The organism is Arthrobacter sp. MDT2-34-1 (genome assembly GCF_059091365.1).
The window spans coordinates 1,804,841-1,821,009 of sequence record NZ_JBNHGO010000001.1 but is presented as its reverse complement, the minus strand read 5'-3'; the positions used below and the strand labels follow the sequence as shown (position 1 = coordinate 1,821,009).

The 16,169-nt window shown below is 66.9% G+C and carries 15 protein-coding genes; 7 read left to right on the top strand and 8 right to left on the bottom strand.

Features of this window, described 5'->3' with window-relative positions; genetic code table 11:
* Window positions 1–157 precede the first annotated feature (157 nt).
* Together AC5RVV_RS08450 and AC5RVV_RS08445 are read left to right on the top strand one after the other, a co-directional pair.
* Entirely contained in the window at window positions 158–949 is a 792-nt protein-coding gene (locus tag AC5RVV_RS08450; RefSeq protein WP_494000880.1) for an IclR family transcriptional regulator, read from the top strand.
* A gap of 53 nt (window positions 950–1,002) precedes the next feature.
* Window positions 1,003–2,049 carry a Gfo/Idh/MocA family protein gene (locus AC5RVV_RS08445; protein WP_494000879.1) on the top strand — a complete coding sequence of 349 codons (1,047 nt, stop codon included), beginning with the start codon at window positions 1,003–1,005 and terminating at the stop codon, window positions 2,047–2,049.
* A gap of 156 nt (window positions 2,050–2,205) precedes the next feature.
* Here the strand turns inward: AC5RVV_RS08445 and AC5RVV_RS08440 are convergent, their stop codons facing one another.
* The 3 genes from AC5RVV_RS08440 to AC5RVV_RS08430 form a co-directional block, all read right to left on the bottom strand.
* The gene (locus AC5RVV_RS08440; RefSeq protein ID WP_494000878.1) at window positions 2,206–2,838 is read right to left on the bottom strand and encodes a trimeric intracellular cation channel family protein; all 633 of its coding nucleotides are present in this window, start codon (window positions 2,836–2,838) and stop codon (window positions 2,206–2,208) included.
* Window positions 2,839–2,947: 109 nt separating this feature from the next.
* On the bottom strand, window positions 2,948–3,604 hold the full coding sequence (locus tag AC5RVV_RS08435) for a response regulator (protein ID WP_494000877.1): 657 nt from the start codon (window positions 3,602–3,604) through the stop codon (window positions 2,948–2,950).
* Entirely contained in the window at window positions 3,597–5,474 is a 1,878-nt protein-coding gene (locus tag AC5RVV_RS08430; protein WP_494000876.1) for a sensor histidine kinase, read from the bottom strand. Before AC5RVV_RS08430 ends, AC5RVV_RS08435 begins: the two co-directional genes overlap by 8 nt.
* A gap of 160 nt (window positions 5,475–5,634) precedes the next feature.
* Between AC5RVV_RS08430 and AC5RVV_RS08425 the strand changes: the two genes are divergently transcribed.
* The 3 genes from AC5RVV_RS08425 (at window position 5,635) to AC5RVV_RS08415 (ending at window position 8,298) form a co-directional block, all read left to right on the top strand.
* Window positions 5,635–7,137, top strand: a complete 1,503-nt coding sequence (locus AC5RVV_RS08425) for a CitMHS family transporter (RefSeq protein WP_494000875.1) — start codon at window positions 5,635–5,637, stop codon at window positions 7,135–7,137.
* 407 nt (window positions 7,138–7,544) lie between these two features.
* Window positions 7,545–7,913, top strand: a complete 369-nt coding sequence (locus tag AC5RVV_RS08420; protein ID WP_494000874.1) for a DUF3040 domain-containing protein — start codon at window positions 7,545–7,547, stop codon at window positions 7,911–7,913.
* A 70-nt stretch (window positions 7,914–7,983) separates the two neighbouring features.
* Window positions 7,984–8,298: a hypothetical protein gene (locus AC5RVV_RS08415; protein WP_494000873.1), complete on the top strand. Its 315-nt coding sequence runs from the start codon at window positions 7,984–7,986 to the stop codon at window positions 8,296–8,298.
* 4 nt (window positions 8,299–8,302) lie between these two features.
* On the opposite strand, the gene AC5RVV_RS08410 is transcribed toward AC5RVV_RS08415, so the two are convergent.
* The 5 genes from AC5RVV_RS08410 to AC5RVV_RS08390 form a co-directional block, all read right to left on the bottom strand.
* Window positions 8,303–9,271: an AEC family transporter gene (locus AC5RVV_RS08410; RefSeq protein ID WP_494000872.1), complete on the bottom strand. Its 969-nt coding sequence runs from the start codon at window positions 9,269–9,271 to the stop codon at window positions 8,303–8,305.
* A gap of 119 nt (window positions 9,272–9,390) precedes the next feature.
* Window positions 9,391–10,719, bottom strand: coding sequence for an enolase C-terminal domain-like protein (locus AC5RVV_RS08405; RefSeq protein WP_494000871.1), 1,329 nt, complete (start codon window positions 10,717–10,719; stop codon window positions 9,391–9,393).
* A gap of 3 nt (window positions 10,720–10,722) precedes the next feature.
* Window positions 10,723–12,324 (bottom strand): aldehyde dehydrogenase (NADP(+)), encoded by a 1,602-nt coding sequence (locus AC5RVV_RS08400; RefSeq protein WP_494000870.1) that lies wholly within the window; start codon window positions 12,322–12,324, stop codon window positions 10,723–10,725.
* A gap of 93 nt (window positions 12,325–12,417) precedes the next feature.
* Complete coding sequence (gene kdgD, locus AC5RVV_RS08395) at window positions 12,418–13,362, bottom strand: 5-dehydro-4-deoxyglucarate dehydratase (protein ID WP_494000869.1); 945 nt, start codon at window positions 13,360–13,362, stop codon at window positions 12,418–12,420.
* 155 nt (window positions 13,363–13,517) lie between these two features.
* Window positions 13,518–14,402, bottom strand: a complete 885-nt coding sequence (locus tag AC5RVV_RS08390) for a LysR family transcriptional regulator (protein WP_494000868.1) — start codon at window positions 14,400–14,402, stop codon at window positions 13,518–13,520.
* A 160-nt stretch (window positions 14,403–14,562) separates the two neighbouring features.
* On the opposite strand from AC5RVV_RS08390, the gene AC5RVV_RS08385 reads away from it, so the two are divergent.
* Together AC5RVV_RS08385 and AC5RVV_RS08380 are read left to right on the top strand one after the other, a co-directional pair.
* Window positions 14,563–15,567, top strand: coding sequence for a tripartite tricarboxylate transporter substrate binding protein (locus tag AC5RVV_RS08385; protein WP_494000867.1), 1,005 nt, complete (start codon window positions 14,563–14,565; stop codon window positions 15,565–15,567).
* A gap of 49 nt (window positions 15,568–15,616) precedes the next feature.
* On the top strand, window positions 15,617–16,168 hold the full coding sequence (locus AC5RVV_RS08380) for a tripartite tricarboxylate transporter TctB family protein (protein ID WP_493939986.1): 552 nt from the start codon (window positions 15,617–15,619) through the stop codon (window positions 16,166–16,168).
* Window position 16,169: the final 1 nt, after the last annotated feature.

Here is a 16,169-nt window from a genome sequence, read left to right as displayed (position 1 = left end):
TGTTATCCGGCAGACTAGTGCGGCCGCCGCGCAACCGTCAACGGGCGGCCAAGAACTGCATTCACAGTGTGGACAGCGGCGGGTAGACTGTCCACATTGTGGATCGGCGGGGCGGCATAACCGACCCGGCCCGGCCGCCAGACCGCCAGGAGGACAATTGCCGGACAAGCAGGTACAAGGAGCTCAAGTAGTCGGCCGGGTGGCCCAGCTGCTGCGGATCGTCGGACGCGCCCCGGAAACGGGCGCGGCCCTGGCGGACATCGTCCGGGCCTCGGGCCTGACCCGGCCCACGGTCTACCGGCTACTGAACTCCCTCGCCGCCGAGGGCCTGCTGGACCATCATGCTGAGACCGGCACCTGGCATCTGGGCCCGGAGCTTTATGTGCTCGGGTCGGTGGCCGCCGGCCGCTTTGCGATCGAGGACCTGGCCCGGCCGCGCCTGCAGCGGTTGGCGGACGAAACGGGCGAGAGCGCCTTTCTGTCCATCCGGCGGGGCGACGAAACCGTCTGCCTGGTCCGGGTGGAAGGCAGCTTTCCGGTCCGCTCCTTTGTGCTGCACGAAGGCGTCCGCTTCCCGCTGGGCGTCGCTTCGGCCGGGCTGGCCATCATGGCCTTTCTGGAGGATGGGGAGATCGACCGGCTGCTCGACGACGGCGGTGCCCGGGTTGAGCGCTTCGGACCGGCGCATGCGCCGGACAAGATCCGCGCGAACCTGGCCGAAACCCGGCAGCGGGGCTATACCGTCAACCCGGGGCTGATCCTGGAGGGCAGTTGGGGGATGGGTGCGGCCGTCTTCGACCGGCACGGCCAGCCGGCCTGGGCGCTGTCGCTGACCGGCATCGAACAACGGTTCCGGCCCGACCGGCAGGAGTTCCTCGGCAAGCTGCTCCTGGAGGAGGCGCACATCCTCACGCAGCAATTGCGTGAACAGCCCCAGGTCCGCCGTTAGGCTCGAGGCAGCCGGGCACCTTGGACCGGCACCAGAACACCCTAGGAGCAACGATGGCAGGGCACAACCCGCTGCGCACCGCCGTGATCGGCTACGGACTGTCCGGCAGGGTCTTCCACGCGCCGTTGCTGGAGGCCGCGAGCGGGTACTCGCTGGACGCGATCGTCACGGCCAATCCCGAGCGGGCGGCACAGGCGGCGGCCGGGCACCCGCGCGCCCGGATCGTGTCAACGGCGGAAGAACTCTTCAACGCGCCGGAGCCGCTTGACCTCGTGGTGGTGGCCACCCCGCCGGCCAGCCACTACGCGCTCGCCGATGCCGCGATTGACCGCGGCCTGCACGTGGTGGTGGACAAGCCCTTCGTCCCCGCATCCGCCCAGGGCGACGCCCTGCTGGCCAAGGCCGGACGGGCCGGCGTGGTGCTCTCCGTCTTCCACAACCGCCGCTGGGATTCGGATTTCCTGACCCTGAAACAGCTGATCGGCGACGGCGAACTCGGCCGGGTCCACACCTTCGAGTCCCGCTTTGAGCGCTGGAAGCCGGAGGGTCTGCGGGCCTGGAAGGCAACGGCCGGCGTCGCCGGTGGCGGCGGCATCCTCTTCGACCTTGGCGTCCACCTGATCGACCAGGCGCTCACGCTCTTCGGGCCGGCCGCCACGGTCTACGGCGAAATCGCCCGCCACACCGCCCCCGCAGCATCCGCCGCCGACGAGGATGCCTTCGTCTCCCTGCTGCACGAATCTGGGGTGCGCTCGCGGTTGTCGATGAACCTCATCTCAGCGCTGCCCGCGCCGCGGTTCCATGTGCTCGGCTCGGCCGCCGCCTTCACCTCCTGGGGGCTGGACAGCCAGGAGGCCGCGCTGGCGGCGGGCGCGGTTCCCGGGGCAGCCGGATACGGCGAGGAGCCCGAAGAGCGCTGGGGAACCCTCGGCACGCCGGGCCACACCCGCAGGGTTCGCTCCGTCGCCGGCGCCTACCCGGAGTACTACCGGCAGCTGGCCGCGGCCATCCACGAGGGCGCCCCGGTTCCCGTCGAGCCCGCGGACGCCGTGGCAGCCATCCGCATCATCGAGGAGATCCACCGGCAAAACCGGACATAAGGGCGGGGCAGCGGCGCCGACACAAGATGCCCCAGAGCGGCCGTGGGCCCCCTCCCGCGGCTTCCGTCCAGCCGCCGCTTCCGTCCAGCCGCCGCAGCCGTCCCGCCGCCGCAGCCGTCCCGCCGCGGCTTCCGCCCAGCCGCGGGTGTTCCCTGATCAGCCGTCGTCCTGCGGCAGGCGCGATACCGGGGCCGCGTGCGGAATGTGCCAGCCATAGTGCAGGGAGACCACACGGAGCCCGAACACCACCGCGGCCACGCCCACGGCGGCCAGCGTTCCGTAGACCCCGGCAAACCACAGCACCACCACCAAGGCCGAACCCAACATGGCGGGCACGGCATACAGATCGTCCGGGCTGAACAGTTGGGGCACCCGGTTGGCCACGACGTCACGCAGTATGCCGCCGCCCACGGCAGTGGTCAGGCCCAGCAGCGCCGAGGCGACAGGGTTCATGCCCAGGCTCAGGGCCTTGACCGTCCCGGTGATGCAGAACAGTGCCAGCCCGCCGGCGTCGAAGATCAGCAATGGACGCTGCATGCGTTCCACGCTGCGGAACAGGAAGAAGACCACCAGCGCTGCCACCACCGGCGGGACGAAGTACAGCGGATTGTTGAAGGCACTGGGGACGGTATCCAGAATTACGTCCCTGATGATGCCGCCGCCCAGACCGGCCAGGGAGCCAAGGAACACGGAACCGATGATGTCGAATTTCCGGCGGGCCGCCAACAGGCAACCGGACATGGCAAAAAAGAAGGTGCCGAAAAGATCCAGTACCAAGCCAACGGTCATGCCTGCCATCCAATCATTGCCCGCCCCTGTTCCTGCCTTTGCCCGCCGTTGCGCGGCCACAAAAACCAGTCCGGTGGTGCCCCGGGCCGGCCGACGGCCCCGCCCTGAGTCACCCGGCCCGGCCGTAACGGTGCTCTGGGCGCCCGGTGCTGCCATAGCGCAAATGGATTTCGACGGCGCCGTCGTCCGCCAAAGCAGACAGGTACCGCTGGGCAGTGGCCCGGGAGATGCCAACCGTCTGCGCTACTTCCGCCGCGGACCGCTGCAGCCCGGGTGCCAACGACTCCAGTACGGCGGCCTCCGTGGCCGACCGGGTCCGGGCCGCCACGGCGGCCTCGGCCGGGTGCAGGGCGTGCAGCGCGCGGTCCACCGTATCTTGGTCCACGGCCGGCTGCTCAGCCAAGAGGCGGCGGTAGCGCGCGTAGGCACGCAGTTTTCTCGCCAGCTGCTCCGACGTGAACGGCTTGATCAGGTAGCCGAGCGCGCCGCGGCGCAGTGCTTTGCGGATGGACGCTGCGTCAGCTGCGGCGGTCAGCATGATCGTGTCCACGTCGACTTTCCGCAGCAGGTCCAGTCCCAACGCATCGGGAAGGTACACATCCAGCAGCATCAGGTCCGGTGCCTGGCCGTGAGCCGAGCGCAGCGCCTGCTCGGCGCTTCCGACAGGCGCCAGCGCGCTGAACCCGGGGACGGAATCAACGTATCCGGCATGCAGGCGCCCCACGTGAAAATCGTCGTCGACAATCAGCACCTGTAGATCAGTCATGGTTCCCTCCTGGTGGTACAGGTGCGACCGTGCCCGGCAGCCTCGCGCAGAATACGGCTCCCGGCCCGAACGTGCGCCCTGGATCTGCCACCCAGACGTCCCCGCCGCGGCGCCGAGCCAGCCGGCGGCTCAACGACAGCCCGAAGCCTTGGCCGTGGATGTCGGGCAGGCCCGACACGTCGTCCGGCGGCGCGGTCTTGATCGATGGGTGTTCTCTCGAAGGGTCTGCCGTCGAGTAGCCCTCGGCGAAGATCTGGTCAATGCCGGCGGCCGCTTCTCCGGCGGCCGGGTGGTCGGCGGCGAGGCCGGACAGCCCGTCTCCTGAATCTGCCACCACCAGGTGCAGCGTTCCACCGTCTTCCGTTAACTCGTCCATGACCTCGACTTCCACCCAGCGGTCCGGGTTGCTCCCGAGCACAGCGGCCCGGACGGCGTTGTCCACCAGGTTCCCGATCACCGTGGTGACATCCTGCGGGTCGGTGACCCGGCCGCGCACCAGCGTCTCGGGACCGACCCGGAGCACCACGCCGCGCTCGGCCGCCTCCATGCTCTTCGCTCCGATGAAAGCCTGCAGGTAGGCGTCCCGCAGCAGGTCGGCCTGTTCGGCCGGGTAGTTCAGCGGTCCGGTCTGCATGATGGACGTGAGGTATTCCTGGGCGCGGTCCGGGTGCCCCGTGGCGAGCAGGCCGGAAATGGTGTGCAGCCGGTTGGCGAATTCGTGCCGCTGTGCCCGCAGCGCGGTGCTCAACGCGCCCACGGCGTCCAGCTGGCGGGTCAGCGACTGGACGGCCGTGCGGTCGCGCAGCATGATCACCCAGCCCAGTTCGGGTGCACGCGGAACTACGGCGCCGGTGCCCGTTCCGGGACGGTAGCCGCGCCTGCCCGGGGTGCGGCTGGCCTGGACTTCGCGCGCGGATAGGATCAGCACCCGGGAACCAACCACCAGCTCCACGGTGGGCGATTGCGGATCGGCGGCGTCCAGCAGCCCGGCCAAGGCATCGGGCAGCACAGATGCCCCGGCGCCGGGGATCTCCAGCTCGGCCAGCGGCCGGCCGACGAGGTCCGCGTCGATGGGAAAGCCCAGCAGCCGTTTGGCCTCGCGGTTGAACACGGTGATCCTGCGGTCCGCGGAAACACCGATGACGCCCTCGTCCACGCCGCGAAGCACCGCCTCCTGGTCCTGGGCCAGCGCCGCGATCTCCTCCGGTTCGAGTCCGAGAGTCAGGCGCTTGAGCCTGCGGCCCAGCAGCAGGGAAGCGGCCATCCCCAGCGCCAGAGCCCCGGCAGTCGTAAGCGCGATGGGCAGGATGCTCCGGGCCAGGGACTGCAGCACGTCCTGGCTGGAGAAGCCCACACTGACTTCGCCCACCACGGATGCGGACCCGGGAGCGTACACGGGAACCTTGGCCCGCGCGGAATGCCCCAGCGTGCCCTGTTCCTGTTCGGTGACCTCGCGGCCGGCCAGTGCTTCCGATGGGTCGGTGCTGACCATGCGGCCCAGCTCGGCCGGATTGGGGTGGGCCAGCCGCAGGCCTGTGTCGTCGGTGATCACAACGAACAGGGCTCCGGTCCGGAGCCGGACGTCCTCGGCCAGTGCTTGGAGCGGTCCGTTCTCCAGCGCCCTTGCGGACAGCTGATCGGGCCCGGCATCGACCAGCGCGGCGGTCTCGGCGCGGACGTCGCCGGACGCCGCGACGGCCCGTGCCGCGGCGAGGGCCTGGCCTTCGGCGTCTTCGCCCAGCCGCTGGTAGGTCAGCCAGCCCAGAACGGCGGCGGAGAGAAGGAGCACCACGGCCACGACGGCCAGTTGGAGGAACAGCATGCGGGCCGAAAAGCCCATCCGGGGCGGTCGCCTGCCCCCGTTCTCCATGGTGCCTCCTGGGTGCGGCCCTCGGCCTGTGAGCTAAATGAGCAAAACGTGCTCAATAAGCAGTATGCACCTGAAGGGCGTTTAACCGCCATTCGTGACCCAGACCACCCTAATGTCTGTAAAGCCGGTCACACCGGCTGCATTAGACAAAGGAGTTGCTGTGCTGGTTTTCCTCGGCTTCGCAATGATCGCGGTCTTTATGGCGCTGATCATGACCAAGAAACTGACGCCTGTTTTAGCCCTGATCATTGTGCCGACTGTTTTCGGCCTCTTCGCAGGGGCCGGCCTTGGCCTGGGCGACATGATCCTCGAGTCGATGAAGTCGTTGACATCCACAGCGGCGCTGCTGATGTTCGCCATCATCTTCTTCGGCCTGATGATCGATGTCGGACTGTTCGACCCACTGGTGCGCTTCATCCTGCGCACGTTGGGCAACGACCCGGCCAAGGTTGTGCTCGGCACCGCGGTGCTGGCCGCCGTCGTCTCGCTGGACGGCGATGGTTCCACCACCTTCATTCTGACGACGGCGGCCATGCTGCCGATCTACCTGCGGCTGGGCATGAGCCCGGTGGTGCTCACCTGCGTCGCCGGCCTAGCCAACGGCACCATGAACATTGTTCCATGGGGAGGTCCGACGGCACGCGCTGCTGCCGCCCTGGATGTCTCCCCGACCGACGTGTTTGTGCCGATGATTCCATCCCTGCTGGCAGGCATCCTTGTCGTGATGGTCTTCGCCTGGACGCTCGGTTTGAGCGAGCGCAAGCGGTTGGCGGGCGGCAATCCCAAGGCCACCGCCAAGGGCAAGCCCGATCTGTGGGCGGATGCTGCCCGGGACGACGACGGCGGTGCCGGCAGCTCCGCTGGAAACTCCGGCGTTGGCAGGGGCCGCGGCAGGCGCGGAGCCGGGTCCGGGAAGCCCGTCCCGGGTACCTCGCCGGTCGGCGCTCCGGCCGGTGGCTCTGTCGCTGTTCTGGAGGCTCCAGAGGAAGGCCCGGTGGGCGGATCCCTGACCGACTCCGCCCTGGACCCCAACCGGGCCACCCTGCGTCCGCATCTGTTCTGGTTCAATCTGGCCCTGACCGTGGCCGTCATGGTGATCCTGGTGCTGGACGTCGTTCCGCTGGCCTACGTCTTCATGGTCGGGGCCGCCATTGCCTTGGTGGTCAACTTCCCGAACGTCAAGGAACAGGCCAACCAGTTGGTCGCGCACAGCAAGAGCATCGTCGCCGTCGTCTCCATGGTGATGGCAGCCGGGGTCCTGACCGGCGTGCTGAACGGCACCGGCATGGTCGACGCCATGGCAGCCTGGCTGGTGGACATCATTCCGGACTCGATGGGGCCGTTCATGGCCGTGATCACCGGGGTGCTCAGCATCCCCATGACCTTCTTCATGAGCAACGACGCGTTCTACTTCGGTGTGCTGCCGGTGCTGAGCGAAACTGCCGCCCACTTCGGCATCGCCCCCGCCGAGATGGCACGGGCCTCCATCACAGGCCAGCCCGTACACATGCAGAGCCCGCTCGTCCCTGCGATCCTGCTGCTGGTGTCGCTGGCCAGCGTGGAACTGGGCGACCACCACAAGAAGGTGCTGTGGCGTGCCACCGTCGTTTCGCTGGTGATGCTGGCCGTCGGTGTCCTGCTGGGCGCCATCCCCTGGGGCTGAGCCACCACCACACTAACGACGGCGGCGCCCGGGTTCTGGTCTTGACCAGCCCGGGCGCCGCCGGCATTTAACTCCTCGTCCTCCAGAGGCTATCCGTGAGGCATGCCGGGGCGCCCTGATGCGGACTGTTGATCGGCTTTCCCGAATGCATTTTCCAATCGGAAAAAAGGTTTCTCAAACAGTTAAATAAATGCAGATAAACATTTAGTGTTTCTGCTTCGCCCGCGGCGATCGGAATATTGGCCTTTCAGGATTTCACTGGATACACATCCGGGTAGGTAACCAGATTCCTGCATTCCCGACGCCGATCACGAAATAGTTTTCACCTTCCATCAGGCTACGACTGCAGGAAGCCCAAGCCAGCCGCCGTGATGAAACTCGGAACCGTCTTATCGCGGCGGACAACTATGACCACCACGATGACGGAAGCTCTCGACGGTGCAGCCCGTGAGGAGATGTGGATGCCCCTATCCCCTGAAGAACAACAACAGCTCGAGGCCATAGAGCACTACCTCGGCCTGGAGGACCCTGATCTTGCACGAAAATTGCGGTCAGGGTTTGATGGCACTTCAGTCAAGGGTATCTGGGTGCCGCTGATGCTGCTGGTCGGGATTATGGCTCTGCCCGTGGGTGTCGCTGCGAAGCTTGCTGGCGTCGCCCTCATAGGATTCGTTCTCGTGGCGGCCAAAGCCTACGGAGTTTTCAGCAATTCACGTGTCGAAAAACCTCAGGGGAACACGCGTGAAAGAAGCCGGGAAAAGCCGGATAGGCGATAACAACAGCATAGCGGGCACAGTCTGCCGATAGACGTGAGCCGCAGTCGAGCATTGATTGGAAGGAGTTAATGTGACACAGGACAAGATTGTTTTCACCCTGACGGCGTCACCGCGCGAAGGCGACGAACGCGTTTTCCGCGACAGCATCGACCTGATCGTTGAACACGGCGTCGGGGGCGCCATTTTCACACCGGTCGAAATCAGCAGCACACAAGCGGTCCTGCAAGGGGAGATCATGGCTGATCTCCGCTTAGTCACCGAGCGTGGACTGGCGGAATACCTGGCGGACACTTTGACGTCGAAGGAGAGTATTCTCCTGGACCTCACCCTGCAGTTGGAGGCCGACAGCCGCCCCCTGCCCGTCGCCCGCGCGGCGGCCGCATGAAACGCTAGCCCAGCAGCAGGGCGACCAGCAGGACGGCGGGCAGCGAGAGCAGGGAGCTCAGGAAGATGATGTCCCGCACCAGGGTGGACTGCATCCTGAACTGGCTGGCGAACAAAAAGACGTTCTGCGCAGTGGGCAAGGCAGCCATGACCACAACGCCGAGCAGCGGGGTGCCGTCCAGTCGGAAGAGGAAGTGCCCGACCACCCACGCGAGGGCCGGCATCAGCAGAAGTTTCACCACCGTGCCCAGTGCCACGTCCGCACGCAGGCTCCGCTGGGTCAGTGGCTTCTGCCCGTACAGGCTCATGCCGAACAGCATGAGCAGTAGGGGGATGGAGGCGTTGCCCACCATTTCTATCGGTGCCCAGAGCACCTCCGGAAGGTGCAGCCCGGTCAAAGCCATCAGGGCCCCGGCGGCGGTAGCAACGGTGACGGGGTTGAGGATGGAGCGCATTACGCTGCGCCACAGCGGGGCAGCCGCGGGAGCACCGCCGTCGGGATGAAGGTGCTTAGCGGCAGCAGTCTTCCGTTGGCACCACGCAAAAATGGATAAGTAGATCGGCGCGATGACCAGCAGTTGGGCCAGCAGCACCGAAACCACCGGATCTGCGCTGCCCACTGCATAGAGGGCGATCGGTACGCCGATGTTCCCGGCGTTCACGTAGGTGGAAGCCATCGCACCGCCGGCCGTTTGTGCGGCCGACCGCCGCAGCAGGAAGCGGCTGAACAGCGCATACACCGTGCCTGCAACGGCCGCCGTGATCAAGGCAATGGGGGTGTAGACGCCGACCACCGACGCGAGATCAGTGTCCGCGAGCAACACCAGCATCAGCGCCGGATTCGTGATGTAGAAGATCACCGGCGTGAGCCCGCGCTGCATGTCCGGCGCCTTCTGCGGCAAAATTGCCGCGGCCGCGAAGCCCACCGCAACGATCACCAGCACTACGCCGAAGCCGAGCAGCACTCCTTCCACGGAACCTCCTGAAATCACGGCAATGTCCGGCCGGCCAGAAACGGCCGACCGGACAGAGCATCACACGGTAGAACGGAAAAATCCGCCCGCCCCGCAGCGTGCGGAGCGGGCGGAAGGTCCTAGCGGACCAGGCAGGGGCGTTTGGGATCGAACTCCCAGCCCTGCACCAGGTACTGCATGGAGACGGCGTCGTCGCGCGCGCCGAGGCCGTGCTCCAGGTACAGGGCGTTCGCCTCGGCCAGCCGCTCGCGGTCCAGTTCCACACCCAGGCCCGGGGCCTGGGGCACCTTGATCTGGCCGTCGCGGATCAGCAGCGGTTCCTTCGTCAGGCCTTGGCCGTCCTGCCAGATCCAGTGCGTGTCCAGCGCGGTGATTTCGCCCGGGGCGGCGGCGCCGACCTGGGTGAACATGGCCAGTGAGATGTCGAAGTGGTTGTTTGAGTGCGAGCCCCAGGTCAGACCGAACTCGTTGCACAGTTGTGCCACGCGGACGGAGCCGGCCATGGTCCAGAAGTGCGGATCGGCCAGCGGAATGTCGACGGCGTTGGTGCGCACTGCGTGGGCCATTTCGCGCCAGTCGGTGGCGATCATGTTGGTGGCGGTCTGCAGTCCGGTGGCCCGGCGGAACTCCGCCATCACTTCGCGGCCGGAGAACTTGCCTTCGGCGCCGCAGGGGTCTTCGGCGTACGCCACCACGGCCTGCATGCGCTTGCCCAGCCGGATGGCGTCCTGCAGCAGCCAGCCGCCGTTCGGGTCCAGCGTGATCCGCGCGTCGGAGAAGCGCTGCTTGAGCGCGATGACCGCGTCGACTTCCAGGTCGCCGGCCTGCACCCCGCCCTTGAGCTTGAAGTCCTGGAAGCCGTAGCGGGCCTGCGCGGCCTCGGCCAAACGGACCACGGCCTCCGGGGTCATGACCTCTTCCCGGCGCACCCGTTCCCAGTCGTCGGCGCCGTGGGGTTCGCGCAGGTACGGCAGGTCGGTGGCGTCCGGGTTGCCCACGTAGAAGAGGTAGCCGAGCATCGGCACCGCGTCGCGCTGCTGGCCGTCGCCGAGCAGTTCGGCCACGGGAACACCGAGGAACTGGCCGTGCAAATCCAGCAAAGCGGATTCGATGGCGGTCACGGCGTGGACGGTGGTGCGCAGGTCGAAGGTCTGCAGCCCGCGGCCGCCGGCGTCGCGGTCGGCGAAGGCCGCGGCGATTTCCCGCAGCAGGCTGCGGAAGCGGGCCACCGGCCGGCCGGTGATCAGGGCGCCGGCGTCTTCGATGGTGGTGCGGATTTTCTCGCCGCCGGGGACCTCGCCCAGGCCGGTGCGGCCGTCGGAGTCGGTCACGATGACCACGTTGCGGGTGAAGAACGGCCCGTGCGCGCCGGAGAGGTTCAGCAGCATCGAGTCGTGTCCGGCGACCGGGACCACCTCGACGGCGGCGATGGTGGGTTGGTTGCTCATGCGTTATTCTCCTGCGAGTTCCATGGTGCCGTCGATGCGGCGGTTCAGCTTCCAGGGGTTGGACTGCTGCACCGGTGCCGGCAGCAGGGCTTCGGGGATGTTCTGGTAGGCCACCGGGCGCAGGAACCGCTCGATCGCCAGGGTCCCGACCGAGGTGGTGCGGGTATCCGAGGTGGCCGGGAAGGGTCCGCCGTGGACCATCGCGTGCCCGACCTCGACGCCGGTCGGCCAGCCGTTGGCCAGGATGCGGCCTGCCTTGCGCTCCAGGACAGGCAGCAGCGGGGCCACCGTGGCGTGGTCCTCGTCCCGCATGTGCAGAGTGGCGGTCAGCTGCCCTTCGAGCCGCTTGGCGGCGGTGACCAGGTCCTCGGCGGAGGTGTAGCGGACCAGCAGCGAAGCGGCGCCGAAAATTTCCTCGTGCAGCACGTCATTGGTCAGGAAGGTGCGGACATCGGTGCCGAAGACCGCCGGCGCGGGGGCGTTCTGCGTGGCGCCTTCCTGGCCGCGGGCCACCAGGTCCACCCCGTCCTGCCGGCCGAGGGAGTCGACGCCGGCGGTCCAGGAGTCGGCGATGCCGCGGGTCAGCATGGTCTGGCCGGCGGCCGGAGCCAGGGCGCGGCTCACGGCCGCCGCGAACGCGTCCCCGGCCTCCCCGGCGGGCACGAAGGCAAGCCCGGGAGCGGTGCACAGCTGGCCGCTGGAACCGGTGACCGAGCCGACGTAGGCCGCGGCCAGCGCGTCCAGGTCGCCCTTGAGCGCGCCGTCGAAGAAGAACACCGGATTGATCGAGCTCATCTCCGCGTAGACGGGGATCGGTTCCGGCCGTGCCGCGGCGGTCGCCACCAGAGCGGTGCCGCCGGAGCGGGACCCGGTGAACCCGACCGCCTTGATGACCGGATCGGCGACCAGGGCCTGCCCGATCTTGGCGCCGGGGCCGTAGACCAGGGAGAACACGCCCGGATGCAGGCCGGCCTCGGCCACGGCGTCGGCAATGGCGTGGCCGACGATTTCGCTGGTGCCGGGGTGGGCGTTGTGGGCCTTGAACACCACCGGGCAGCCCGCGGCCAGCGCGGAGGCGGTGTCGCCGCCGGCGGTGGAAAAGGCCAACGGAAAGTTGCTGGCACCGAACACGGCGACCGGGCCCAGCGGGACCTTGCGCTGGCGGATGTCGGCCCGGGGCATCGGCCGGCGGTCCGGCTGGGCCGGATCAATGCGCACGCCGCGGTGGTCGCCCTGGCGCACTACCGCGGCGAACAGGCGCAGCTGGCCGGTGGTGCGGCCGCGTTCCCCGTTCAGCCGCGCGGCGGGGAGGCCGGTTTCGGCCATCGCGCGTTCGACCAGCTCTTCACCGACGGCTTCGATGTTGTCGGCGATCTTCTCCAGGAAGGCGGCATGCGTTTCCGGATCCAGCGTGCTGAAGGAGGCGAAAGCTTCCTCGGCCGCGGCAGTGGCGGTCGCCAGCTGGGCAGCGTCGATCAGGCTGTAGGCCGGTTCGAGGACTTCGTTGGTGGCAGGGTCGAAGCCGTTGACAGTGCCGCCGGTACCGGTCACGGCTTCACCGGCGATGATCGAATGGCCTGTCAGAGTTGTCTGCGTGCTGGGCATCGGATGCTCCTTCTGGACTGGGGATGGTCTGCGGTGGCTGCTGGGCGGAAAGCGGCCGCCCCGTGCAGGGCGGCCGCTTCCCGGGCGCGGAACCTAGGCGTTCTGCCGGACGTCTGCCGGGCGGATGCCGGCGGCCTCAATCAGGGCCGACAGGTCGGCGATGTCCTTCTCGGTCAGGTCCTGCAGCGGCGGGCGGACGAAGCCTGCGTCGCGGCCGACGGCCTTCAGGCCGCCCTTGACGATGGAAACACCGTATCCCTTAACCCGGTCGCGGATGTCCAGGTAGGGGAGCACGAAGCGGTTGAGCTTCTCGGTCACGGCATCGCGGTCTTGGTTGCGGACGTCGCGGTAAAAATCCAGGGCGAACTCCGGCACGAAGTTGTACATCGCCGAGGAGTAGGTGCTCATGCCCAGCTGCAGCAGCGGCAGGGCAAAGGTCTCCGCCGTCGGCAGCCCGCCCAGGTAGAACAGCCGGTCGCCGTTCTTGGCGTAGACCTTGGTGAGGTGCTCGATGTCGCCGAGGGCGTCCTTGAAGCCGATGAAGTTCGCGTGCCGGTCGGCCAGGGCCGCCACCGTGTCCGCGGCGTAGATGGCGTTCGCCCTGTTGTAGACGATGACGCCGATGTTCGTGGCGGCGCATACGGCCGAAACGTGCGCCAGCAGGCCGGCCTGGTCGCATTCGGTCAGGTACGGCGGCAGCAGCAGCAGGCCCTCGGCTCCCGCGGCCTCCGCGTCCTTGGCGTTCTGGATGGCTTGGGCGGTGGAGCCGCCTGCCGAAGCAAGCACCGGAACCCGGCTGCCGGCTTCCTCAACGGCCATCCGGACCACGCGGGCGGACTCGGCCGGAGTCAGGCTGAAGCCTTCGCCGGTGCCGCCGGCGGCAAACAGGCCTGCGACATCGAAGCTGGACTGCCAGTCCAGGTGGTTGCGGTAGGCGGCTTCGTCGATGTTCAACTCCGCATCAAACGCCGTCACTGGGAATGACAACAGCCCGTCCTTGAGCTTGTCTGCGAGTTCATGGGGCGTGTACTGGGCCACGTGCATCTTCCTTTGCGATGGTGCCGCGGGCGGCGGGTTGAATGCGTTGGCTCCACCCTAGGAAGACAACGTGATGCCTGTCCAAGCCCTCTTTTGTATGGATTGATGCACTAAGAGTATTGACATTCGGAGGCGCGGTGGTGGTCGGCTGGCAGCTAGGAGGCTTTGGCCCACACGCTCTCCAGCATCCTGCGTAGCGCGGGGTTGTGCGAGTTCCGGTTCCAAATGGCATGCAGTTCCACCGAGTCCGGCGCGAGTTCGGGCAGATGCAAGTAGCTGACGCCATCGACTCCCAGCAGTTGTGCCGATTCGGGCACGAAGGCCACACCTCGGCCGGCCGCCACCAGCGCCACCATGGTCAGGATCTGGCTGACGGTGTGCACGACGTTGCCGTGCTCGATCGGGATTTGGCGCACCACCAGATCGTAGAAATAGCGCGCCTTGATCGGTGAATGCATGATGAGCGGCACGTCTTTGAGGTCGGCCACGGCCAGCGGACGTGCCAGTTGATCCAGCGGGTGCCCGCTGGGAACTGCGAGCATCAGGTTTTCCGACAGCATCAGGTGCGATTCGAAGAGGTCTGTGTCAAAGGGCGGGCGGGCCAGCCCCAGGTCAAGGTCGCCGTCCATAATGGCCTGGACCTGCTCCCCGGTCACCAGTTCCTCGAGTTCGACGTCGACATCGGGCAGTTCCAGTGCAATCTCGGCGAGCAGGGGTCCGAGTACGCTGAAGGCGGTGGCGGCAGTGAAGCCGATCCGGATCTCACCCGCCCGGCCGGCGGCGATGCGGCGTGCCGTTCGGGGCGCCCGGTCTGCCGACACCACCAGCTTCCGCGCCTCGGAGAGAAAGGCGTGTCCGGCGGCGGTCAATGCCACCTTGCGGTTGTCCCGCTCCAAGAGTTCGACGCCGATGCTGCGCTCCAGTTTCTGGATCTGCCTGCTGAGCGGGGGCTGGGTCATGCTCAGCCGTTCGGCGGCGCGGCCGAAATGCAACTCTTCGGCGACAGCGATGAAACTTCGGGCCTGATCCAGGGTGAACATGATGCCTTTCAAGTATCATTCAATGCACTAATGGGCTTGGACATGCATCGTAGTCTCTTTCTAAGCTCGATGTCCGAGCCACTAGTGACCTGTCTCATATGAGTCGGGTCACGGCCGAGACCCGTTCGAACATCGCTGTTCATCGAGCAAGGAGCCCGAAGTGAAAGCACTCTCCATCCGCCGGACCGTTCTAGGTCTGACCGCTGCCTCTGCTGCGCTGGCGTTGACCGCTTGCGGCGGCAACGTTGGGGGCGGCACTGCCGCCGAGGGGGACACCTTCCCCAACGGACCCATTACCCTGACCGTCGGCCAGGCTCCGGGCGGGTCGACGGACCTGATCGCGCGCACCGCGGCCGAAGGCATGGCCGACGAGCTCGGCGTCGCTGTTCCGGTGGTGAACAAGCCCGGTGCCAACGGCGCCCTGGCAACGCAGGAAGTCGCGGCAATGGAGCCCGACGGACAGAACCTCGTCCTGCTGAATGCCTCGCTGATCACGATCACTCCGCTGGCAGTATCTGAAGACGAAGCCGTCAGCCTTGACGACCTGGATGTCATCAAGGGCCTCTCTCAGGACGACTACGTGTTGGTTGCCAGCGCCGAATCCGGTTTTGAAAACCTGGACGATATCAAGAACAGCTCCAAGAAGCTGACCTTCGGCACCACCGGCGTGGGCACCGGCTCGCAGCTGTCCCAGGCCATCCTGTTCGCCCAGGCCGAGATCAAGGGCACCGCGGTGCCGTTCGATTCGGGTTCCCCCGCGCTGACCGCTGTCATGGGCAACCAGGTCCAGCTGGCCACCATCCAGCTGGGTGAAGCCAAGCCGCAGATCGACGCCGGCAAAGTCAAGCCGATCGTTGTCTTCTCCGACGAGCGCAACACCTTCCTGCCGGACGTCCCCACCGCCATCGAAGAAGGCTACGAAGTCCCGGTCTCCCAGTACCGCGCCCTGGCTGCCCCGAAGGGACTGCCCGAGGATGTGAAGGCCAAGCTGGTCGAGTCGGTCGAGGCCGCCCAGGCCACCGACACGTACAAGGCCTTCAACGAGAAGAACATGCTGACCCCCAAGGAAATCTCCGGCGAGGAAGTCGTCCAGCAGTGGAACGACTTGGCTGCCAAGTACAAGGAGCTCACCGAGAAGTACGACATCTCGCTGGCCGGCGAGTAGCAACACCCACGTGAGGCCGTCCGGCCTCCACAGCGAATCGAGTTAAACCATGACGCCCCACCGCGAGACGCCAGCAGAAGGCACTGAGTCAGTCGACGTCGTCGACGATGACCTGACACCGGAGGAACTGGCTGCCCAATGGGAAGCCGAGGCCGCACCGCCGGCAGGACCCATTGCCAACCTCGCATCATCCCTCGTGGTGCTCGCGCTGGGCGTGGCGGGGCTCGTCATGTCGCTCGGTCTGGGGCTGGGAACGCCCTCCCAGCCCCGGCCCGGCATGTGGCCGTTCGTGGTCAGCCTGATCATCGCTGTCCTCGCGCTCGCCCAACTGGTTGTTGGGCGGCGTGGGGGCCGCGACGGGGAGAAATTCTCCAAACTGTCCTGGCTTGCGGCCATTGGGTTTGTGACCCTGCTGATCATGGTGTTGCTGATGCCGCTGATCGGCTTCGAGGTCCCTGCACTGCTCCTCTGCCTGGTCTGGATGAAGTTCCTCGGCGGTGAATCCTGGCGTGGCGCCATCATCTACTCGCTGCTGATTGTTGCCGCGTTCTACGCCATCTTCATCCTTGCCCTGGGAACGTCGATTCCCCACCTGTTCTAGC